Origin of the sequence: Nibribacter koreensis (genome assembly GCF_039541795.1) — a bacterium.
Lineage (GTDB): Bacteria > Bacteroidota > Bacteroidia > Cytophagales > Hymenobacteraceae > Nibribacter > Nibribacter koreensis.
The window spans coordinates 382394-404976 of sequence record NZ_BAABGX010000003.1 but is presented as its reverse complement, the minus strand read 5'-3'; the positions used below and the strand labels follow the sequence as shown (position 1 = coordinate 404976).

Sequence of the window (22583 nt, the reverse complement as noted above, 5' to 3'; positions counted from 1 at the left end):
CAATGTTAAATAAATACTCAACGCTACTTCTGCTAGGGCTTCTATTTTTAGTGGCCTCCTGCGGCAAGTCTTCTTATTCTACGTTCAGCAAGCCAGACGAGGCGTACAAGTCTGCCCAGGAGATTGCCGAACTCAAAAAAATGGAACGGCAACAGCGCCGTCTAGCCAAAAAATCTGGATTATTCTCCAAAACAGAGAAGACGGATGGGTTAGTCAAAATTAAAACCAAACCCGCCAGAAACAGCAGAAGCGGCAAAGACGCCGCCTATAGCAGCAGAAAAGTGGAAACGGTCATCAGCACGGCCCGTTCTTATAGAGGCACTCCTTATAAGTTTGGCGGCACCACCCGGGTAGGCATGGACTGCTCTGGCCTGTTGTGCACCTCGTTCCAATCCATTGGCGTAAAACTGCCCCGCACCTCTAGTGAGCAGAGTCAATTTGGTCCTACGGTTTCTACCCATGACCTGCGCGCCGGCGACCTGGTGTTCTTCAGCTCTACGCAGAGCCCCAGCAACATTACCCACGCCGGCATTGTCACCGAGGTACGCAATGACAATGAGATTTACTTTATCCATTCCTCCACGTCTCTGGGCGTAAAGGAAGACAACCTCTTTGCCCCCTATTACAAGAGAAATTTCATTAAAGCGGTAAGGCCCAACATCTAAGACTTTAGTTCTTATAATGACAAAAGCCATCTTTTATAAAGATGGCTTTTTTTGTATTATTTATAATAATTCTAACAAGAGTATATACTAGAGCCCGCCATGAACAGGCCCACGCAGCTTCTGTTTAAGCCAGATTGTGTAAGAGCTACATTTTCTTGCGCTTATGTTGAAAAATTGGTTGGTGTAGAAAGTAAATAAGTAGTTATCTTTGTATTGTCAACAGACTGACCAACCTCATGATCTCTTCCTATTGGAGATTTTTTTCTTGTTCCTCAAGAAGTTCCGTTAACGCGTCCTGTGTTAACCTATCTATAGCCTTACCCGCTTTTTCAATTACCAATTTATCTTTTTGTTCAAAAAAAACCCTTTATGAAGATTAAGTTACAAAGAATTTTGTGCGTTATCCCTTTACTGCTGCTGGTTTTCACGACCGCTTTTGCGCAAAGGACCATTAGAGGCAAGGTGGTGGATGCCGCCACGCAGGAGTCATTGCCTGGCGCCTCTGTGTCTGTGAAAGGAAGCAGTGATGGTGTGACTACAGAGGTAGACGGTACGTTCAGCTTGAAAACAACTGCTGAGAACGTGACCTTGGTGGTAAATTACATTGGGTATTTGCAGCAGGAGATTGCTATCTCTGGCAACAACGCCGGTACCATTAAATTAAAGGCCGCTGAAAGCAGCATCAATGAGGTAGTGGTAACTGGTACCAGCTACGCCATTGAGAGAGAGACGCCGGTAGCCATGTCTACCATCACCAGCGAGGTGATTGTAGAGAAAGCCAGCCAGCAGGAATTCCCTGAGTTGTTGAAGTCAACGCCAGGCGTATACGCCACCAGAGGTACTGGTGGAGGGTACGGTGACTCCCGCATTAACATGCGTGGTTTCCAGAGCGCCAACATTGCCGTGATGATCAACGGTATTCCGGTAAATGACATGGAAAGCGGTAGAGTTTTCTGGTCTAACTGGGCTGGTTTGACAGACGTAACCCGCTCTATGCAGACGCAAAGAGGTTTGGGTGCCTCTAAAGTGGCCGTGCCTTCTGTGGGCGGTACCATCAACATCTTAACTAAATCTACAGATGCGCAGAGAGGCGGTTTCATCTCTCAGGCCATTGGTAACAACAACTTCTCTAAGACGGCTTTCTCTCTTTCTTCTGGCTTGTCAGAAAAAGGATGGGCGTTCTCAGTGGCTGCTTCTAAGACAGAAGGTGACGGCTGGTTTGAAGGTCTTGCGTTTGAGGCGTACAGCTACTTCTTCAACGTATCTAAAGTACTTAATGAGAAGCACACCCTTTCATTGACTGGTTTTGGTGCACCGCAGTACCACGGTTCAAGATTTGAGCGTGCCAACATTCAATATTACAGAGACGCGCCGCAAGGCATCAGATTCAACCCTAACTGGGGTGTGATGAACGGTAAAGACAAAACCATTAGCGGTAACTTCTACCATAAGCCACAGGTTTCTTTGAACCACTACTGGACCATTGACGGTACTTCTTCACTGTCAACTGCCCTTTACGCTTCTTCTGGTTCTGGCGGAAACGAGTTTCCTAACAACGCTAACTTGTTCCTGAGCACCAGAACCGGTGACAAATACTCTCCAGTAGACATTGACAAGATTGTAGACCAGAACGTGACCTCACCAGACGGTAACGCAGTAGGATACTTGCAATCTAACCGCAATGACCACAGATGGTATGGTGCTTTGAGCACGTATCAAAAAGCGCTTACTGAAAACTTTGACCTATTGGCTGGTGTTGACTTGAGATACTACAAAGGTATTCACTTCAACTCTGTGAGAAACCTATTGGGTGCTGAGTATGTGTTGAACAGCGGTAACGTGAACAACCCTAACTTTAGAGCTAAGAACGGCGACAAGATTGGTTTCTACAATGACGGCCTAGTAGGCTGGGCAGGTGGTTTCTTGCAAGGCGAGTACAAAGTTGGTCCATTGGCCGCCTTTGTTTCCTTAGCCGCGTCTAACACCAGCTACCAGAGAATTGACTACTTCAGATACAAAGAAGATGATCCTTTGCGTGAAAGCGATAAAGTAAACTTCTTTGGTTACCAGGCCAAAGGTGGTGCCAACTACAACATCAATGACAACCACAACGTGTTTGCCAACCTGGGTTACTTTGAGAAGGCACCTTTCTTTAACGCCGTATTCTTGAACAACCAGAACATCCCTAACGTGAACGCTGAGAATGAAAAGATTTTGAGCTATGAGTTAGGCTACGGTTTTAGAAGCAGAAACCTGTCTGGTAACGTAAACTTGTACAGAACCACCTGGAAAGACAGATCTTTCACCAGATCATTGCCAGGTCAGGACAACACGCCGGTCTATGCTAACTTGTTAGGAGTTGACGCTTTGCACCAAGGAGTTGAAGTTGACTTTAGATACGAGCCTATCAACAGAGTAACTTTAACAGGTATGCTGTCTGTGGGTGACTGGACCTGGTTGAACGACATTGACCAAGTTGAAGTGTTTGACCAAAACCAAACCAGAGTAGGTACCGTGGGCCCCGTGACCATGGCTGGCTTGAAAGTGGGGGATGCTCCGCAGACCACTGCCGCCTTAGGTTTGAACTTTAACCTGACAGATGATTTCAAAGTAGGTGCAGACTATAACTACTACGCCAACTTCCACTCAGACTTCAACCCTATTAACTTACCTGCCAACAGAGGAAATCGTCCTTGGGAGGTTCCTAACTACTCTTTGCTTGATTTAAGCGCCGTGTTTAAATTTAAGTTTGCCGGATTGAACGCTTCTGTTATTGGAAATGTAAACAATGTGTTTGACACAGAATACATCTCTGACGCTTTGGCCAACTACACGCAGGCTAACAGAGACGAACCGTTTGTAAGTAACGCCAACAACTCTTGGGTTTACTTTGGTACAGGCAGATCTTGGACTACTACTTTGAGAATTAACTTCTAATTAGATGACAATGAAAAAGATATTTTATCTGTTTTGTGCTCTATTGATGACGGCTACGGCTTGTGATCCAATGGAGGACACGTATGAGGAACTGGACGCTCAGCCAAAGGCCTTTGACCCATCTGCGGTAAGAAAACTGAACATCACATTAACAGAGGCTAACTACAAGTCTCTGCAAGGCAAGGCAGGCGTACCAGGGTATGTGAACACCAACTTCTACTTCGCGTCTGAGGAAGAGGCCGGCGCTTTGATTCCGCTTTATTTGAACGCGGCGTATCCTAACTTTGACAACAAGGATGAGATTACGGTTACCTATAACTCTTTGACCAAAGAGTTTAAAGGCAACACAGTAACCGAGCGTGAGACCTATACCCTTACAGATGAGGACTATGCTCTAGGCGGTACCAACTTCAAAAACTTTGACAGATGGTCACAGATTGAGACCTTCTTGAACGCCAGGTACACCCCGTTGCAAGGAAGACTGGTAAACTTGACGTTCAACTGGTTTAGCAATAACCAATTGCCTACTACGCAGGTTAGAACCTTCTCTTACTTTTACACCAACGGACGCTGGGAAGAGGCTTATCTGGTAACAGAGGCTGACTACCTAAAAGTAGACAGAAACAGAAACAATGCGTTTGCCACGGCAGATGAGGCTATGCTACCTGCTTACTTTGACAATTTCTTGAAAGCCAAAGTATTTGGCGCCAAGGCTGGCGACATTAAGTACGTAAGCTACGCCGTGCGTTACAGCGCAACGTCTACCCTGCAGCAGGCCATGGCCATGATCTATGATGGTAGCAACTGGACTAGATTGACCAAAACCTTCTTTACAGAGCCTAAGACGCTTACCTTCTCTTTTGAGAACGGAAAATGGAAGCCAGACCTTACGGTTAAATACACGCTGGTGTCTGCTGACTATGAGACCATTGCTGGGTTTACCAACGTGGGTACTGAAGCCAACAGAGCTAACCTAAAGCAGTTCAAGAACTTCTACCAGGCAGGCAATAACCCATCTGACACCAGACTATGGACAGACGCCCAGATTAACGCTGGCCTTGCCGAGTTGCTAAAGGTGAAATATCCTAACGCTGAAGTTGGCCAGAAATTCCTGGTAACCTACATAGCGTACAGAGGTACCAACGTGTCTGTTCAGACCTTGTTTGAGAAAAAAGCTAACGGAACGTTTGAGGTAGTTAAGTAACCTACTTCTGCCTATAATAAAAAAAGCCCTGCTAAAATTAGCAGGGCTTTTTTTATTTAACATATGCTTGTAGAATCATAAAACCATAGGCTATCTTTGTTCTGTCAAAATCTTATTGACCGTCCTCATGATCTCTTCCTGTTGGAGATTGCCTTCTTCCTCACTTGCCCGTTCTGGTAGCATTCTTAATGTTATCTTAACAATACTCTTATCTCCTTTCTCAATTACCCAGTTTACTTTTGTTCAAAAAAAACCCTTTATGAAAAACCTTTTTACCCGATTGTTGCTCATCGTGGTGATGTGTTTACCTATGCACCTTAGTTGGGCGCAGGGCGTAACCACGTCTTCTATGACGGGACTAATTTCAGACCAAAGTGGCGAAGGCTTGCCTGGCGCTACGGTGTTAGCCATTCATGGTCCTACTGGTACGCGCTATGGCGTCTCTACCAACGTAGACGGCAAATTCACCATCCCTAACATGCGGGTGGGTGGTCCTTATTCTGTAGAGGTAACCTACATTGGCTACCAGACACAAAAACAAGAAAACATTACATTAAGATTGTCAGAGCCGTTTGTTTTGAACGTGCGTCTGCCACAGTCTGGCACAGACTTACAAGAGGTGGTTGTAACGGCTGCCAACCCAAGGTCTGTCCTGAACGCTGAGAGAAGTGGTTCTATCACCAACATTAGCAGCCAGGAGATCCAGACCTTGCCAAGCATCAACCGCTCCATCAACGACTTTACCCGTTTAACGCCTCAGGCCAATGGTACGTCTGTGGGTGGTGGTAACTACCGCCAGAACAACGTAACCATTGACGGTTCTGAGTTTAACAACAACTTTGGTATTGGTGGCAACCTGCCAGGTGGTTCTGCCCAGCCAATCTCTTTGGACGCTATTGAAGAGATTTCTGTGAACGTAACGCCTTATGACATCCGTCAGTCTGGTTTCATTGGTTCTGCCATCAACGCGGTTACACGTTCTGGAACAAATGAGTTCAAAGGTTCTGTGTACACGTACTTCAGAAACCAGGATCAGCAAGGTAAAAACGTTGGTCCAGAGGAGTTGACTCTACAAGATATGGACTACAAGCAATACGGTTTCCGTTTGGGTGGTCCCATCATTAAAAACAAGTTATTCTTCTTTGCCAACGCAGAGCAAGAGAAGCGGACAAGACCAGGCCAGACACGATTTGCCGCTACGCCAAGCAGACCATTTGGTAGCCCAACCGTAGCCCGCCCTACAGCCGCTGAGCTTGATGCCTTGAGCAATTATCTGAGAGAGACCTATGGCTATGAGACCGGTCCTTATGAAGGCTATGACTTTGAAAACGAAAGCATGAAGTTCTTGGCCCGTTTGGACTGGAACATCACAGACAATCATCGTTTCAACATCCGTTACAGCCAGTTAGAAAGCAAAGACCCAGTGATGGTAAACGGTACGTCTGCTGCTCCTGCCAGCTTCTCTAGCGGTGCAGGCCGTCAGAATGATAACGCGCTTGCTTTCAAGAACGCCAACTACTTCCAGGAGGCTAATTTCTACTCATTGGCTTCTGAGGTAAACTCAACGTTTGGCGGCAAGTTTGCCAACACCATTCGTTACTCATACACACGTCAGAATGACCCACGTAGCTCTGAGAGCTCTGAGTTCCCGTTTGTGGACATCTTGAACGCGGGTACGCCCTGGACGTCTTTTGGCTATGAGCTATTCACCTTTGGTAACTTAAGAGACGTAACGTCTCACTCTGTGGTAGACAACTTTACTTGGTTTGCAGGCAAGCACACGGTAACCGCTGGTGTTCAGGCTGACTGGTCAGAAACTCAAAACGGTTTCCAGCGGTATGGTACCAGCTACTACCGCTTTAACTCTCTAGCTGATTTCTACAGCCAGACCAATCCAGACCCAGCCCAACGTGCCAAGCCAGCCGCTATTGCTCTTACGTACTCTTTGTTGCCAGGATATGAGCAAGCGTTCCCTAGCTTTAAATTCGCTCAGTATTCTGCCTATGCGCAGGATGAGATGACCTTGACAGACAACTTCCGTTTAACCGTAGGTTTACGTTTAGATTTGCCAACGTATCCAGAGAAATTGGCTGATCACCCACTAGTGAGAGACCTTTCTTTTGGTGGTGAAAAATTCAGCACAGCCACATTGCCTAAAACCTCTGTTCTTTGGTCTCCAAGAGCTGGCTTTAACTGGGATGTGAAAGGTGACCGTACCTTGCAGGTACGTGGTGGATCTGGTGTCTTCACGGGTCGTGTTCCTTTTGTTTGGATTGTATCTCAAGCAAGTGATGCCGCCATGTTGCAAGTCACAACTGTATACTCTAATCCTGATGAAATTGCCAACCTTCCTAATGGTGGTGGTGTTTTCAACCCAGATCCTACTGCCTACAGGCCAACAACTCAGCCAGCCGCTGGCACCATTTTAGGTAGCACCATGACGTTCATTGACAATGACTTCAAAATGCCACAGACCTGGAAGAGCAGCTTAGCAGTAGATGCGCAGCTTCCATTTGGTCTAGTGGGTACCTTAGAAGGTATCTATAACAAAGACTTGAACACTGCCCTTTTCAGAAATGCCAATTTGGTACAGCCTAAAGCTTTAAATGTTACTGGATATCCAGACAATAGATACATTTATCCTAGCGCTAACAACGCTAAGCAGTATGTGTCTTTGGCTAGTGGGTTACCTTCTGCCACTGGAACTGGCCAATACCAGGCTATTGTCTTAGACAACGCCTCTAGAGGATACTACTGGTCTGTTACTGCTAAAGTAGACAAGCAGTTTGACAACGGTCTTTCTACCTCTTTTGCTTACATCAGAAGTGAAGCCAAAAACCTATATGACGGTAGCGGTGACCAAGCAGGTTCTGCCTGGAGCGGTACACCAACGGTGAACGGCGCTAACAGCCCAGAGCTAAGCCATGCTAGCTACGTAGTGCCAGACAGAATTGTAGGTTCACTTTCTTTCCGGAAGGAATACCTGAACAACTTTGGTACTAGCATCTCCTTGTTCTACTCTGGTTCTAGAGACGGTCGTTATTCTTACGTATATGGTTCTGACTTTAACAGAGACGGTGCCAACGCTGACTTGATCTACATCCCTCGAGATGCCTCAGAGATTACCTTTGAGCCTTTGACAGTTGGTACTGGTGCTAACGCCATCACCTACTCGCCAAAACAGCAGAGCGACATGTTCTTCCGGTTCATTGAGCAGGATGAGTACCTGAACGCCAACAAAGGCAAGTATGCTGAACGTAACGGTGCCATGTTACCATGGAGAAACCAGTTTGACTTCAGAATCATGCAAGACATCTTTGTAAACGTGGGTGGCAAACGCAATACCCTACAGTTTAGCTGGGATGTGTTCAACGTAGCCAACTTCTTGAATGAGAACTGGGGCTTGGTGTACCAAACCAACCAGCGTGCTATCTTGACGCCTGTTAATGCCTCTGCGTTGCAACCAGATGGTACCGTTAGACCAACCTTCCGTTTGGCTACAGACAGAGGATTGCCAGTGTCAACGTCTTACAGACCATTGGTGGCCATTGAATCAACTTACTATATGCAGTTTGGCTTACGCTATATCTTCAACTAATCTTATGTAGTTGTTTTACAAAAAGGGCGAACCACTGGTTCGCCCTTTTTATTTACACATTGGCTTACAAGCAGTTGTCATTTAAAGCCCACTGGCCTGCAAATCTTTTAAAGATTATTTCGCTTAAAAGGCGCTTTTGATTTGGCAGTTTTGAAAAAGCCTGCTACTTTTGTATCACTAACCGGGGGATTAGCTCAGCTGGCTAGAGCGCTTGCATGGCATGCAAGAGGTCATCGGTTCGACTCCGATATTCTCCACAAAAGCCTCACTAGAAATAGTGAGGCTTTTTTTATGCGAATTTCTATGCCTTTCTTCTGCTACATACTTTACTCAGAAAAGCTAGACAAGTACTACACAGGAAGCTGTGAGGATATTTTCCATAGAGTAGAGCAACATAACACCGGAAGAAATCTTTCTACAAAATCCGGCACACCTTGGGTCCTAAAATACTCAGAACAATTCAGCAATCGGTCTGATGCTACCCAACGAGAAGCCGGCATCAAGAAGAAGAAAAGCCGAAAGTATATTGAATGGCTTATAAACTCAGCGAGCTAGAGCGTCCCGAAAGCCTTCGGGAAGATCATCGGCTTGACTCCGATATTCTCCACAAAAGCCTCACTAGGAATAGTGAGGCTTTTTTTATGTCCTTCTCATCAAATAGGTCAATTCATAACCAATTCCTTTGACCACTCTACTATTGAAAACCTTCCAAATGTATTTCAGAAAAGATACTATGATTGTGAACCCGCAGATAAACCATAAGGTTAGTACTATTCAATTTGAGTAACTTTGTCTCATTCATGAAAATCAAAATGAAAAGACTTGGCGCTCTGGCGCTTACAGCCATTCTTGCTTTATCTGCCTCTATTTCTTCCTTCAATCTCATAGATAGCACAAGGGTCAACACAAGCTTTGGGAAGGTGGGCTATTTTGCACCAATCTCGGTTATGCGGCTGGTTGAAAAGGGGAACAGAGGAACCATAGACCCTGATTTATCCTATGCGTCAGAAAGGCTGCTGGACTCTGCTCTTACCCTTAAAAAAGCAGAATATGGCATTGATAAATTACTCACGCCCGCAGACACTGTCTTGCTTGATAAAGTAGAAGCAGAGATCAAGCACCTAGCCTTCACTTCTAGGGACATGCATGTGTTGAATGGTTTAGCTCTTCCGCCAACGATAGACTCTTTGATGGAAGCTTCAGGTAACCGATACGCCGTGGCTATGGTAGGATCAGGGTACAGCAGAACAAGACTTAATTTTAGTAACAAGCAAAGGATTAGAGTGGCCAAAGAAATAGTATTGCAAGGCAACACGTTTGGGGCTAAGTATCCAGAGAAGGCTGTATCCATAGTTCATGCCTTATTGCTAGACTCTAAAGAAAACAAGGTAGTCTACTACAGACAGAACAGAATGCCTGAAAGGGAACCAACCAATGCCAATATTGTGACTACTCAGGTAAACAGCCTATTGGTTGGACTTTTCATGAATAACTAATTTACTACCAACTGTTCTCTCACGTTCCCCTGTTGCTTACCAGAATAATAAAAAAGGAGAAACGCCTAATGTACGCCAGGCAGTCTTTATTCTAAACAGGGTTTTATCAGCTATATATTAAGGCCTTCCTTCAAAAAAGTAGGTTAATAAAAGAAGGAATGCTATCAGGATGGTTTCTTTTATTAACACCTTTTTTCAACAAATTAAAATTCAGTTACTTATGTAAAAAAAATATAAGTAACTGATAATCAAACACCATCAATCCTATAGCGTACGCAGTAAGTAAGGTCCTTCACCAGTAGAAACACCACCGCTTTTCTATGACCTAGTTTGTTGATGAGATATGAGTTTTTTAAACGCTTTAAAACTCAAGGATATGTATAAGAAATATCCTCCCTTCATGTGTATGGTATTGGCACTGTCATGGTTATTTGCCTCGTGCCAAGATGAGGATACTGTTGACCCTGCTCCTTCAACTACTGCGCCTCAGCCTCGCACTCCAGTTGCCCCTACCGCCCGTGCTGGCAATGACACTACTCTATTTATACCTTTCATCTCGCTTAAAATTACCGGAGAGGCTAGCACAGACCCAGACAAAAACATAACCTTCTATGCCTGGAAACAGCTGACTGGCCCTACCAAAATAGAGGTATATAATTCACAGTCAATGCCAACCTTTTACACCGACCTTCCAAAAGTGGGTAGTTACGAGTTTGAGTTAACCGTTACAGACGCTGATAAGCTATCTTCTAAGGACACGGTGAAAATTACGGTAGCAATGCCACCTTGCAAAGGACCAAACAAAGAGGTAGTCCTTAAAAACCTTGTCTGGACACAGCCCTTTTTAACTGTCATAGAGATTCCTAATCCTCATGCATTTCTTCCTCCTAACAGTTATATCAAAGACATTTACATCAAAAGGGACTTCTCAAATAACTGGGAGCTAGTTTCACCAATAAGTTACAATCCGTTTGACTATGGCTCTATTCATTTGTGGGAATATGGAAATAAAACGCTGCTCATCCACACTGGGCCTTATGAATCAACAGACACACCTGACGTAAAAATAGAATACTGCCAGTAAACCTTTTGCCGGGCTTACCTTAGAGCCTTGTCCATTTTTAAGAGGTCTAAAGAACTGGTAGCACCCAACATTCTAAGACGGAAACCGTTTTTGGCCTGTTTCCCGCAAAACAGGCCAAAAACGGAAAGGCCACGAGTAGATCGTGGCCTTTCCGTTTTGTTATTTTTCAGAAGGCTTTACACAAACAGTCCTTCTACAGACAAGTACCGTTCACCAGTGTCATAGCAGAACGTCAGAATGCGCGCGCCTTTGTCCACCTCAGTAATTTTCTGAGCTACCGCGGCCAGGGAGCCTCCTGAGGAAACGCCTATAAAGATTCCTTCTTCTTTCGCAGCTCTTCTGGCGTAGTCAAAGGCTTCTTGCGGACTCACTTGAATGATGCCGTCTAATAAGGACATATCCATGATCTTCGGGATGAAGCCTGCGCCCACGCCCTGGATGGGGTGAGGCCCCGGTTCGCCGCCGCTTAGAACGGGTGACAAGGTGGGCTCTACAGCAAAGACCTTCAGGTTGGGAAATTTCTCTTTGAGCACGCGGCCCACGCCGGTAATATGCCCGCCCGTCCCCACGCCCGTAATCAAGTAATCCAAACTATCCGGAAAATCTGCCAGCACTTCTTGGGCAGTGGTGTCAATATGAATCTGGGTGTTGGCCTCGTTTTCAAACTGCATGGGTATCCAGGCATTGCCGTCCTGCTGGGCCAGTTCATTGGCTTTTTCAATGGCGCCTTTCATGCCCTTCTCGCGGGGGGTGAGTTCCAGTTGCGCGCCATAGGCAGCCATCAGGCGGCGGCGTTCAATAGACATGGAATCTGGCATCACCAAGGTAAGCTGATAGCCTTTGACGGCGGCCACCATGGCCAAGCCCACGCCTGTATTGCCCGAGGTAGGTTCAATGATGCGCGTCCCTTTTTTTAAAATGCCCCGCTTCTCAGCGTCCTCAATCATAGAAAGGGCAATGCGGTCTTTGATGCTTCCGCCGGGGTTGGCGCGCTCCAGTTTCATCCAGACTTGCGCGTCTGGGCCAAACAAGCGGTTGATTTTAACGGTGGGCGTGTTGCCTATGGTCTGTAAAATGTTGTCTGTCTTCATAAAAAACAAAATGGAAATAAGTGGCCCCAGTCAGGTCAAAGACTTTTAGAGAATGGCCGCCAGGATGTATAAATCTTTGGTAAGAGGTTTTTAAATGGAGAAGTCCAGGACGCCTTCAGGCTCTTCGGTACGGCTTACTTTAATCTGGGCGCGGTGATAGAGTCTTGAGTACGGACCCACGCTCTCCGTGAGCCACACGTTGCCGCCAATGATGCTGTGCGTGCCAATGACCGTGTTACCGCCCAAGATGGTGGCACCTGCATAGATAACCACGTGGTCTTCAATGGTAGGGTGCCGCTTAATGTCCTGCATGTGCTTGGCCACGCTCAAGGCCCCCAGCGTCACGCCTTGGTAGACCTTGACAAAACTACCTATCTCTGCAGTCTCCCCTATCACCACGCCAGTGCCATGGTCAATACAGAAAGGCACGCCTATGCGGGCCCCGGGATGGATGTCAATACCGGTTCTGCCATGGGCGTACTCGGTAAGAATCCTGGGCAGGATGGGAACGCCTTCTTGGTACAGCATATGCGCCATGCGGTACACGGCAATGGCCATGAAACCAGGATAGGTGCGCATTACCTCTTCTACGTGCCGGGCCGCAGGGTCTTCTTCTTGAATAAACTGAGCGTCTGCCACAATCTGGTCATACAGATGCGGCAACTGCTCAATGAATTTCCGGGCCGTGCCTTCCGCTGAAAATTCTCCCAGATGCTGTACGCCTTCCAGCAAGCGCACCAACTCCTTCTCCAGGAAATGGGCTTCTTGCCGCAAGGCGTGCTCTGTTTTATAGGGAGGCTCTGCTAACGGCGGAAACAGCATTTGCATAAGCCTGCCCAGAAATTGATACAGCAAAGCGGTTGGGATGCGCAGCTGGTTGTTTTGGTGCAAGCCCCAAAGTCTATGTAAAAACGCCTCTTCCATAATCTAGTAATACGTTTAAATACAGATTGGGCTAATGGTTGGATACCAGAAAATACTGAAAACCGGTTTCCTTCAGGCTACTGGCTTTTGCTCGTTTTTGACCTCATTTCCAGAAAACAGACCAAAAACGACATCTCCTTTCCAACTTAGAAGCTGAGTACTCCTATCATCGCCCCAAACCAGAAGACCATCATTAGGAATAGGGCGTACGCTTCTGCTTGTGTCCACACGCAGGCCAGATTAATAATGCGTGCGGACACAAGCGGACGCTTGCGCCATAGAAGGAGAATCTTCCTCATGCTCGCTTTTTTCAATGGATGTGCCATTTAGAAAAGGCTGTTTTCCATGAATTCGCGTAGGTAATCACTTTAGCGTACCTTCACCTTTCTATGGCATTCTGGTCTAATCTATTTACAAGCAGAAGAGCACCTGCCAATGGCAAGCCGCCCTTGTCTGTGCAACAGCGCGTGAGCGCCCTCAAGCACCTGCCCCCGTTCCTGAAACTGGTCTGGCAAACCAATCCACGGATGGCCTTGCTCAACGTGGTACTGCGTTTGCTTAAAGCAGCGGTGCCTCTGGCCATGCTGTATGTGGGCCAGTTGATTATTGACGAAGTAATCCGGCTTACCCAAGTAACCGGCGAGCGCGAACTGCGCTACTTGCTCACGCTGGTGGCCATTGAGTTTGGTCTGGCGGTCATCTCAGACACGCTCAATAGAGGCATCGCCTTGATTGACGGCTTGTTAGGAGATTTGTTCGCGAACCAATCCTCCATCAGGCTCATGGAGCACGCCGCCGAGCTGGATCTGGACCAGTTTGAGGACTCTACCTTCTATGACAAATTAGAGCGCGCCCGCCGCCAAACCTTGAGCCGCACTATTTTGATGAGCCAGGTGCTGGGCCAATTGCAGGATCTGGTGACCATGCTGTTTCTGGCCGTGGGCCTTGTCTCGTTTAACCCGTGGCTCTTGTTGTTACTTTTGATTGCGGTTCTGCCGGCCTTCTTGGGCGAGTCTCATTTTAATGAACGCAGCTACTCCCTGGTGCACGGCTGGACGCCAGAACGCCGCGAACTGGATTATCTGCGCCAGACCGGGGCCAGTGATGACACCGCCAAAGAGGTGAAGATCTTCGGGCTGTCAGATTTTCTGGTAACGCGTTTTAGGGAGCTTTCTTCTAAGTTTTACCTAGACAACAAGAAACTGGCCACGCGCCGGGCCGCCTGGGGTAGTTTCTTTGCCGCATTAGGCAGCGCTGGTTATTACGGCGCCTACGTGTACATCATTCTGCAGACGGTGCAGGGCAAGGTGTCTATTGGCCAACTCACGTTCCTGGCCGGCTCCTTCATGCGCATGCGCTCCCTGCTAGAGGCTATCTTGAACCGCTTTACCAGCGTGGCCGAAGGTGCTTTATACCTCCAAGACTTCTTTGATTTCTTCGAGCTCCAGCCTCGCATTCATCGCAAACCCAACGCTCCGGCCTTCCCGAAACCAATCAAACACGGCTTCACCTTTGAGAACGTGGGCTTCCAATACCACAACTCAGAACGCTGGGCCATCCGCAACCTTAACTTCACTTTAAGAGCTGGTGAGAAACTGGCCTTGGTAGGAGAAAACGGTGCCGGCAAAACCACTCTGGTTAAACTTCTATCCCGCTTGTACGACCCCACCGAGGGACGCATTCTATTAGACGGCATTGACCTGCGCGAGTACGACCCCGCTGACTTGCGTCGTGAGATTGGCGTCATCTTCCAGGACTTTGTCAGGTTCCAAATGAGTGCGGGCACCAACATTGCCATTGGCCGCATTGAAGAAAAGAGCAATCAGCCCCGCATAGAATCCTCTGCACATCAAAGCCTGGCAGACACCGTCATCGCCAAGCTCCCCGAAGGCTACGACCAGGTCATCGGCCGCCGTTTCAACAAAGGCGTGGACTTGTCTGGGGGCGAATGGCAGAAGATTGCCTTAGGCCGCGCCTACATGCGCGACGCACAGTTGTTGATTCTAGACGAGCCCACCGCCGCCCTAGATGCTCGCGCCGAGCATGAGGTCTTCCAGCGCTTCGCGGAGCTGACCAAAGGCAAGACCGCTGTCCTCATCTCCCACCGCTTCTCTACCGTCCGCATGGCAGATAGAATCCTGGTTATCGAGAATGGCCAGTTCGTGGAGATGGGCTCCCATGAAGAACTCCTCGCCAAGGGCGAACGCTACGCAGAACTGTTCAGGCTCCAGGCCAAGGGATACTTGTAATTAGTCACTAGTTCTAAGTCTAGAGTCGCGAGTCTTTGGAAAGGAAACTCTCCCCTTGAGGATTGCCCAAACGAGAGTTTGAGGCAGCGAGCGTAGCTCTGTAGAGGGATGTTTACATCTACAAATAAAATCAGCAGAAGAAATCAATGCGTGAGAGACAAGGCAGTGCCTTGTCTCTACGTTAATGAAAATGCTTTAAACCCTTATTTTATCTTTTCCCGTGAGAGAGAAGAGATTGCCCTTTTGCGTTTTTGGCCTTATTCCTAGAAAACAAGCCAAAAACGAGAACCTTAGAAAGCAGGGTCTTATAACCGCACTTTGGCAACTGCGAAGCTTCCTTTTATAACCTTTAGCAACTTATTTCTTCTCCCAAAAGAAAACGGTGACCTTCCTTTCAAACCTGAGACGGGTCTTACACCTACTAAAACCAGTTTCGTCTTAAACACGAAAATCATTTGCATTTCAGCCAACAAGAAAGATTTTTTTGTTTCTGCCACTACACCCACTAATGAGGCAGAGATGATATTCCAATTTTGCTCACGGGCCAAGTCTTTAACAACACCTAAAGCATCTTTTTGCGAAAAATCGTGGTTGATAGCAATTAGCCTGAAGTTTTCCTGAATTCTACCATAGGTGTAAAGCGAGATAAGGAATATAACAACTAAAACCGCGGTGGTGATGATTATTTCTGTTTCACTTCTTTGTTGCTGGATGTCAAAATATACTTTGAAGCAAACTACTATCTGGAGCATGACAAGGAGAAAAAGAAAAAAATACTCATTCAATTTTGAGTAATCTTCTTGGACAATCCTTTCTCTTTCTTTGGTTAACTTCAGGTCTACTTTCTCCATTTATTGATTGAATGTAGTCAAAATTGAGAAGCCAAAAACGATCTACGCTTCTGCCCGCTTCGGGAATTTGCCTAGCATCACATACAAGGAAGCCGCACCGCATAGACCAGCCGCCACTTGAAACACCAAGGGCAGACGGTCCAGATGATTCCCGAAAATCCAGCCGGCGGCAAGAGCACCAATGCCTATGCCGGCTTCCAGGGCAATGTAGATGGTAGCCATGGCCCGGCCACGATGTGCTGGGTCGCTGAGGTCAATGGCCCAGGCGTAGAGCGTAGGCGAATTCATGCCGGTTCCAATGCCATAGACCACCGCGCCTGCTAAGAACCAGGATTTATCAGTGGCCAAGCTGATGGTGAGCATGGAGAGTGCCATCACCAAGGTAGAGATGCGCAACAAGGTCACGCGGCCGTATTTGTCTGAGGCGCGGCCAGCCATGAACCTTATGCCAATGGAGGAAAGCGTATAGAAAGTAAAGAAGAGTCCTTTGTTTGCAATGCCTAATGAGCTACTAAAATCTGGTACCACCGTGAGCACGGCGCCGTAGCAAAAGAGCGTCAGGAACATCACAATAAACGGAGGCATCACCCTGGGTTCTAGAATCTCGTGCTTTTTAATGCGCAACAAGCCCCAAGAAAATTTCTGCGGGCTGGGCAAGGTCTCCTTCAGACCAGACAGCACCAGAATAGACAGCAAGGCCATGCCCGAAGAACAGTAAAACAGCGCATCCAAAGAGAAATACCGGCTAAACTCCCCGCCAATAGCCGGTCCGGCGGCCAAGCCCAAACTACCCGCCAAGCCGAACATCCCCAGCGCCGCGCCGCGCTTCTCCAAAGGTACCGTGTCTGCTACGTAAGCTGATTCGCCGGTGGGCGTGAAACCCGTGGAGAAGCCATGGATGAGGCGCAAGAGCATGAAGGCTGCCACCGTGGCGACCAAGGGATACAAAAATCCGCAGAGCACGCAGACGGCCACGCCAAAATACATGACCGGCAGGCGCCCAATAGAGTCGGCGAGTTTGCCGCTGAAGGGTCGGGACAAACCGGCAGTGAGCGTGAACAAACCAATGATGAAGCCCTTGTATTCGCCGCCGCCCAGGCTGGTGAGGTAGTTGGGCAGTTCTGGAATAATCATGTTGAAACTGGCCGAGAACAGAAACGAGCTCAGGCACAGCATCCAGAATTGACGGTTATAGACGTTGGGGGCAACAGACATGATGAAGATTATTCGGGGCAAAGGTCAGAAAGATTGGCCGGCGCTCCAATCAAACCACCGTTTTTTGGCTGTTTTCTGGAAAAGAGGCAAAAAACGAGTTGGTTGCTGATTGTTTTACCTAATTGTGCAGACACCCCTCTACAGAGCTACGCTTGCTGCCTCAAACTCTCGTTTGGGCAATCCTTAAGGGGAGAATCTGCGCTTGGCAGAGACCTTTGCTACTGGCACCAGTTCCAGTCTTTCTGACGAGTCGCCTAAGCAGGTTGCCTCCTCTGACAGGCCAGCGTTAACTACAAAGCAAAACATGTCAATTACCAAGAAAGTAGCCATGCAAAGGAGGCAAGCTGGTACAGCGCGAGGCGGGAAGGCGGGGCCCCGCGGCCGTGAGCGCTTAGCGGTGAACATGAAACACGGCGGCATAAGGGCACCGGAAGGAAGAACCTCCTCAGGGATAGCTAAATGCGTGCACGTAGACTGTCAAGGAAAGCATTACAACTTGAAAACCAGTGTATGCCGTTGGTGACAACACCAACAACGGCAAAAGGGCTGGGCAAATAAAACAGACAATCAACAACCAGCAATCAACCACCTTTCGATTTTCGGCTAATTCCCAGAAAACAAGCCAAAATCGGCTTTGCCATATAGAACCACTGCATTTCCCGCGGGCTTTCGTATCTTCCGGTATCAAACCAGACCTATGAAAAACAGACTTAAAATAGCAGTGGCGGTTTTGTTGCTGGCTTCGGCCTGCCAACAGCCGGGCCAGGAGAGCGGCGGCACCAACAAATTCTCGGACGCCACGCTCCGCAAAATCTACACCCTGCAAGACGAGCGCAAAACCCAGGAGCTGTTGACGTTCCTGCAGCGCCCTGAGGCCATGTACCGCCGCGAGGCCGCCCTGGCCTTCGGGTCGGTGCAGGACAGCACGGCGTTGCAACCGTTGGCCGCTTTGTTGCAGGACCCAGACCAAGAGGTTAGAAAAGCCGCCGCCTACGCCTTGGGACAGATAGGAAGTTCTACCGCCGAGACGCCCTTGATTGCCGCCTACGGCTCTGAGAAAGACCCTGCCACCCGCGCTGAGTTCCTGGAAGCTTGGGGCAAAGTAGCCACGCAGAAAGGATTGGACATGATGGCCATGATTTCTACCTCGCAACCGCAATTGCAGACCGGTCAGGCCTGGGGCTTGTACCGCGCCGGACAGCGAAAACTGGCGTACGGTGCTGCCATAAAGAAAGCTCCAGAACTCCTACGGTCCAACCAGGAATCTGCCCGGTTGGGCATTGCGCATTTCCTGGGAAGAACGCCTAAGTTGGACCCTTCCTCCATTAAGGCTGAAGTGATTACCGTGGTACAAAAAGACCCCAGCGCCGAGGTACGAATGGCCGCGGCATTAGCCTTAGGCAAAATGACCGACACCGTAGGTTTAGCTCCGGTGGTGGCTTCCCTCTTGAAGAACGATTCAGACTATAGAGTGCGCGTGAATGCCGTTAGGCCGTTGTATGCCTTGTCCTATGCCTCGGCGCAACAGGCCGCTTTTAATGCGTTGGCAGACAAGCACCCGCACGTGGCCCTAAGTGCCGCCGACTACCTGGTTGCCAAAGCACCGGCCACCGAATCACCTAAACTGTTAGAGCACGCCAACAAACAGCAGGACTGGCGCGTGCGCGCCACCTTGTACGGTGCTGCCTTGGCCTCTGCCAATGACAAAAGTGCCATCAATGCGCAGATTAAACAACGCTTCGCAGCCAGCCAAAACCCTTATGAACAGGCGGCCTTGTTGACAGCCTTGAGCAAAGACGCTACCCAATTCGCGTTTATTCAGGAGCAGACCTTCAACAGAAAGCACAACGCCATCAGCACCGCGGGTATTGAGGCTTTAGCGGCTATTAGAGGGCAGAAGAACTTCAATCAGGCCAATGTAAAGGCCTTCGACCAGATGTTTCAGCAGGCGGTGGCTTCTGGCGACGTAGCCTTGGTGGGTGTGGCCGCCGGAGCTATCCGCAACCCAGAACTGAACATGAAGAACACCTATGCAGACCGTTCCTTCCTAACCCAGGCCCGTGACAAACTGGTTTTGCCGCGTGACATTGAAACGTACCTTGAGCTACAGAAAACCCTGGATTACCTGGAAGGCAAAACTTTGGCCCCTACGCCTGCTACCCCGTATGGCAACCCTATCAACTGGGCCACGGTCAATAAACTAAAGAAAGGCCAGCGTGCGCTCTTAAAGACGTCTAAAGGCGACATCACTTTTGAATTGCTGGTGGAAGATGCGCCGGGCTCGGTGGCCAATTTTGTGCAGTTGACGGAGAAAGGGTTCTTCAATGGCAAGAACTTCCATAGAGTGGTTCCTAACTTCGTGGCCCAGGGCGGTGACCCGCGCGGCGATGGCTGGGGAAGCTCTGAAGACGGCATCCGGTCTGAGTTTGCCAACCTGCATTACCTGGAAGGCTACGTGGGCATGGCCTCTGCCGGCAAAGACACCGAAAGCTGCCAATGGTTCATCACCCACTCGCCTACCCCGCACCTGGACGGCCGCTACACCATTTTTGCCAGAGTAGTGAAAGGCATGGACGTAGTGCACCAGTTGAATATTGGGGATACTATTGAGAAAGTGACGCTGGTTAAATAGACGTTAGTCATTAGATATTAGACGCTAGACTTTCCCATCTGTCACAGACATGCATTTAGCTATCTATTTAGCTGCCTACTAGTTTTTTATATAAATAATTCAGCATTAATAATTTAATAATGCCCCATCTTATAGATGCATTTGACGATTATAGTGATTTTGGCCGGTCCAGATACTATATCATCTGTTTTAACAAACTTGCCTCTAGTCTGAGTTTTGAGACGCCTCTCAAAGAAAGCAAGAAGGCTATGGAAGCAATAGTTGCCACGTTAGACTTTGAAAAACACCAGCTAATAGAAGTATTCAAAGACTGGAGGACGGAAGACGATAAAGATTCAGATTCATCTGAAGACTATCCTTACCATTACTTATTAAAAGGCACCTCAAGTGACTTACTTATCTGGGTTTCTCTTAACAACAACGAACTGTTTGTAGAGTTTCTATATGATGCCACAGATTTGGCGTTAGAGCAGACGGTCATCGCTTTAAACAAAACCCTGCGTGCAGAGTTTGGAGCTAAAAAGACACCTACCTTCAAGGTTCTTATCTACGAATCAAAGCAATTTGACACAGAGGATGTTAAAAGTGAGTTTTTGCAGGTAAACATTGAAGACCACTACAATGATGACTTTGAGGAAGTCAACGCAATCATTGAGGCATCACTAGGGGTGGAAAGGTCTGGCCTTATCTTGTTACACGGAGCACCTGGCACCGGAAAGACTTCTTACATCAAGCACTTACTTGCCAAGTTCCATGAGAACAGCTTCATCTTTGTGCAGAATGAGTTTGTCAAAGACCTCCTCAACCCTGATTTCATTTCGTTTTTACTCAAGAACAGAAATGCCATTCTGGTGATTGAGGACGCAGAGAAAGTCATCACCTCTAGAGAGAATGTAAATGAAAACTCAGTAGCCTCTACCATTCTTCAATTAACCGATGGACTTTTCAGTGATTACCTCAATATCAAGATCATCTGTACTTTCAACACCAATATTGACCGAGTAGATAAAGCGCTTCTACGCAAGGGAAGATTAATTGCCAACTATGAGTTCAGGCCTCTTTCAGCAGAAAAATCTGACAGATTACTTATGGCGCTAGGGCACAGTTCAAAAGATGAGGACATGTCATTGGCAGACATATTCAACTATGAAGACAAAGATTTTGAAGTGGCCGGGTCTAAAAGAAGAATTGGTTTCTGAGGATTCTAAGCTAAATAGTTCAACCAGTTATTTTAAATTATAAAACAGAGAAGCCTTTCCATAAAATTGGAAAGGCTTCTCTGTTTTATATCATGTCCGTTTTTGGCCTAGTTTCGCCAAAACACGCCAAAAAGGGTTTACGCCGTTGGGTGCTGGGGCACGTAGACCACTTTCTTGGTCTCAAAGAATTCCTCAGAGAAGTAGGTATTCAAATCATATACTGTATGTACCAAGCCAGACTCGGCTAGTTCTTCGGTGAGGTCGCCTCCTTTGAGGTAGTAGAGGCCTTGCTCGGGCACAGACTCTTTCTTGAAGCTGAACTGAATCCATTGGTAGAAGGTAGCTAGCCTGGCCACGGCGCGGCTCACAATGAAATCGTATTTGTCATGCACCTGCTCGGCGCGGGTTTGGGTGGCCTTTACGTTGTGCAGGTGCAGTTCATGGGCAATCTCTTGTACTACGTGAATCTTCTTTCCAATAGAATCTACCAGATGAAACTTCACCTCTGGGAACATGATCGCTAGTGGCAAACCCGGTAGACCGCCGCCGGTGCCTACGTCCATCACGCTGGTTCCTGCTGGAAACGTCACCACCTTGGCAATGGCCAGCGAGTGCAGAATGTGGTTCTCTACAATGTTTTCCGTGTCCTTGCGGGAGATGACATTGATTTTGGCGTTCCATTCTACATACAGCTCCGCCAAGCGTGAAAACTGCTGCAATTGCTCCGGGGTTATCTCCGGAAAGTACTTCGTAAGGATTTCTACCGAGGCTGCCTTCATACGCCCAAAGATAGTGAAAGGAGTTCTGAGTTCTGAGTCTAGTGTCCTGAGTCTTTTGAGCGAGGTGGATAATCCGTTTTCGGCCTGATTTCTAGAAAACAGGTCAAAAACGAAAGAATGAAGTCCCTTCTCCCTGAGGGAGAAGGTTAGGATGAGGGGGTTACAGATACTTATCTGGCGCAAGTCTCCAGACTCGTGACATAGGATGACGAGTAGTCTCCCGACCACCCTGGCGGGCATCGCGAAACCAGTGCGCAGTACCTTCTTTTTCTGGAATTTTCTGTAAGAGTACATCCTCCCCCTACCCCCTTCAAAGGGGGACGGAATGCGTTATTTTTGTAGAAATCAGGCACTGCCTTGTCTCCCACAGCTTGCTTTTTTGGTAATATAAATATGCTGGTGTAAACACCCCTCTGCTGAGCTGCGCTCGGTGCCTCAAACTCTCGTTTGGGCAATCCTCAAGGGGAGAATCTGCGTTTAGCAAACGCTGTTGGCGCAGACGCTCGCAGCTCCTGCCGGACGCTACGAGGTCTCTTGAGCAAAGCCCTCTTCGTTTTTAGCCTGATTCCCAGAAAACAGGCTAAAAACGAAGAGAGCGACCCAAGGGTCGCTCTCTTTTTATCTTTACACCAAGAAGAAAGTCTAAAATCTAACGTCTA

The 22583-nt window shown here is 47.9% G+C and carries 15 protein-coding genes and 1 tRNA gene; 11 read left to right on the top strand and 5 right to left on the bottom strand.

The window, feature by feature from the left end; all coding sequences use genetic code 11:
* Window positions 1-2: 2 nt before the first annotated feature.
* The 8 genes from ABD880_RS17090 to ABD880_RS17060 all read left to right on the top strand — a co-directional run bounded on the left by ABD880_RS17090 (window position 3) and on the right by ABD880_RS17060 (window position 10984).
* The gene (locus ABD880_RS17090; RefSeq protein WP_345168829.1) at window positions 3-665 is read left to right on the top strand and encodes a C40 family peptidase; all 663 of its coding nucleotides are present in this window, start codon (window positions 3-5) and stop codon (window positions 663-665) included.
* 369 nt (window positions 666-1034) lie between these two features.
* Window positions 1035-3602, top strand: a complete 2568-nt coding sequence (locus ABD880_RS17085; RefSeq protein WP_345168827.1) for a TonB-dependent receptor — start codon at window positions 1035-1037, stop codon at window positions 3600-3602.
* 10 nt (window positions 3603-3612) lie between these two features.
* Entirely contained in the window at window positions 3613-4806 is a 1194-nt protein-coding gene (locus ABD880_RS17080; RefSeq protein ID WP_345168824.1) for a hypothetical protein, read from the top strand.
* A 259-nt stretch (window positions 4807-5065) separates the two neighbouring features.
* Window positions 5066-8404 (top strand): TonB-dependent receptor, encoded by a 3339-nt coding sequence (locus ABD880_RS17075; RefSeq protein WP_345168821.1) that lies wholly within the window; start codon window positions 5066-5068, stop codon window positions 8402-8404.
* Between the two features lie 183 nt (window positions 8405-8587).
* Window positions 8588-8661 (top strand) — tRNA-Ala (locus ABD880_RS17070).
* Between the two features lie 34 nt (window positions 8662-8695).
* Window positions 8696-8959, top strand: a complete 264-nt coding sequence (locus ABD880_RS19135; RefSeq protein WP_425575844.1) for a GIY-YIG nuclease family protein — start codon at window positions 8696-8698, stop codon at window positions 8957-8959.
* A gap of 245 nt (window positions 8960-9204) precedes the next feature.
* Complete coding sequence (locus ABD880_RS17065; RefSeq protein WP_345168819.1) at window positions 9205-9900, top strand: hypothetical protein; 696 nt, start codon at window positions 9205-9207, stop codon at window positions 9898-9900.
* Window positions 9901-10276: 376 nt separating this feature from the next.
* Entirely contained in the window at window positions 10277-10984 is a 708-nt protein-coding gene (locus tag ABD880_RS17060) for a PKD domain-containing protein (protein WP_345168816.1), read from the top strand.
* Between the two features lie 176 nt (window positions 10985-11160).
* On the opposite strand, the gene cysK is transcribed toward ABD880_RS17060, so the two are convergent.
* Window positions 11161-12075, bottom strand: coding sequence for a cysteine synthase A (gene cysK, locus ABD880_RS17055; protein ID WP_345168813.1), 915 nt, complete (start codon window positions 12073-12075; stop codon window positions 11161-11163).
* 90 nt (window positions 12076-12165) lie between these two features.
* Window positions 12166-12999: a serine O-acetyltransferase gene (locus ABD880_RS17050; RefSeq protein WP_345168810.1), complete on the bottom strand. Its 834-nt coding sequence runs from the start codon at window positions 12997-12999 to the stop codon at window positions 12166-12168.
* A gap of 389 nt (window positions 13000-13388) precedes the next feature.
* Here ABD880_RS17050 and ABD880_RS17045 point away from each other — a divergent pair, with 389 nt between their 5' ends.
* The gene (locus ABD880_RS17045; protein ID WP_345168807.1) at window positions 13389-15248 is read left to right on the top strand and encodes an ABC transporter ATP-binding protein; all 1860 of its coding nucleotides are present in this window, start codon (window positions 13389-13391) and stop codon (window positions 15246-15248) included.
* 305 nt (window positions 15249-15553) lie between these two features.
* Here ABD880_RS17045 and ABD880_RS17040 read toward each other — a convergent pair whose 3' ends face one another.
* The gene (locus ABD880_RS17040; protein WP_345168804.1) at window positions 15554-16099 is read right to left on the bottom strand and encodes a hypothetical protein; all 546 of its coding nucleotides are present in this window, start codon (window positions 16097-16099) and stop codon (window positions 15554-15556) included.
* A 42-nt stretch (window positions 16100-16141) separates the two neighbouring features.
* Complete coding sequence (locus tag ABD880_RS17035; RefSeq protein ID WP_345168801.1) at window positions 16142-17314, bottom strand: MFS transporter; 1173 nt, start codon at window positions 17312-17314, stop codon at window positions 16142-16144.
* 697 nt (window positions 17315-18011) lie between these two features.
* Here ABD880_RS17035 and ABD880_RS17030 point away from each other — a divergent pair.
* The gene (locus ABD880_RS17030) at window positions 18012-19946 is read left to right on the top strand and encodes a peptidylprolyl isomerase (protein WP_345168799.1); all 1935 of its coding nucleotides are present in this window, start codon (window positions 18012-18014) and stop codon (window positions 19944-19946) included.
* Window positions 19947-20194: 248 nt separating this feature from the next.
* Entirely contained in the window at window positions 20195-21145 is a 951-nt protein-coding gene (locus ABD880_RS17025; protein ID WP_345168796.1) for an AAA family ATPase, read from the top strand.
* A 137-nt stretch (window positions 21146-21282) separates the two neighbouring features.
* On the opposite strand, the gene rsmG is transcribed toward ABD880_RS17025, so the two are convergent.
* Window positions 21283-21924: a 16S rRNA (guanine(527)-N(7))-methyltransferase RsmG gene (gene rsmG, locus ABD880_RS17020; RefSeq protein WP_345168794.1), complete on the bottom strand. Its 642-nt coding sequence runs from the start codon at window positions 21922-21924 to the stop codon at window positions 21283-21285.
* Between the last annotated feature and the right edge of the window lie 659 nt (window positions 21925-22583).

What these genes read in the sequence shown, in the direction of transcription:
- ABD880_RS17090 (WP_345168829.1), top strand. Translation starts at nt 3, where the DNA reads ATGTTAAATAAATACTCAACGCTACTTCTGCTAGGGCTTCTATTTTTA.
- ABD880_RS17085 (WP_345168827.1), top strand. Translation starts at nt 1,035, where the DNA reads ATGAAGATTAAGTTACAAAGAATTTTGTGCGTTATCCCTTTACTGCTG.
- ABD880_RS17080 (WP_345168824.1), top strand. Translation starts at nt 3,613, where the DNA reads ATGAAAAAGATATTTTATCTGTTTTGTGCTCTATTGATGACGGCTACG.
- ABD880_RS17075 (WP_345168821.1), top strand. Translation starts at nt 5,066, where the DNA reads ATGAAAAACCTTTTTACCCGATTGTTGCTCATCGTGGTGATGTGTTTA.
- ABD880_RS19135 (WP_425575844.1), top strand. Translation starts at nt 8,696, where the DNA reads ATGCGAATTTCTATGCCTTTCTTCTGCTACATACTTTACTCAGAAAAG.
- ABD880_RS17065 (WP_345168819.1), top strand. Translation starts at nt 9,205, where the DNA reads ATGAAAATCAAAATGAAAAGACTTGGCGCTCTGGCGCTTACAGCCATT.
- ABD880_RS17060 (WP_345168816.1), top strand. Translation starts at nt 10,277, where the DNA reads ATGTATAAGAAATATCCTCCCTTCATGTGTATGGTATTGGCACTGTCA.
- cysK (WP_345168813.1), bottom strand. Translation starts at nt 12,075, where the DNA reads ATGAAGACAGACAACATTTTACAGACCATAGGCAACACGCCCACCGTT.
- ABD880_RS17050 (WP_345168810.1), bottom strand. Translation starts at nt 12,999, where the DNA reads ATGGAAGAGGCGTTTTTACATAGACTTTGGGGCTTGCACCAAAACAAC.
- ABD880_RS17045 (WP_345168807.1), top strand. Translation starts at nt 13,389, where the DNA reads ATGGCATTCTGGTCTAATCTATTTACAAGCAGAAGAGCACCTGCCAAT.
- ABD880_RS17040 (WP_345168804.1), bottom strand. Translation starts at nt 16,099, where the DNA reads ATGGAGAAAGTAGACCTGAAGTTAACCAAAGAAAGAGAAAGGATTGTC.
- ABD880_RS17035 (WP_345168801.1), bottom strand. Translation starts at nt 17,314, where the DNA reads ATGTCTGTTGCCCCCAACGTCTATAACCGTCAATTCTGGATGCTGTGC.
- ABD880_RS17030 (WP_345168799.1), top strand. Translation starts at nt 18,012, where the DNA reads ATGAAAAACAGACTTAAAATAGCAGTGGCGGTTTTGTTGCTGGCTTCG.
- ABD880_RS17025 (WP_345168796.1), top strand. Translation starts at nt 20,195, where the DNA reads ATGGAAGCAATAGTTGCCACGTTAGACTTTGAAAAACACCAGCTAATA.
- rsmG (WP_345168794.1), bottom strand. Translation starts at nt 21,924, where the DNA reads ATGAAGGCAGCCTCGGTAGAAATCCTTACGAAGTACTTTCCGGAGATA.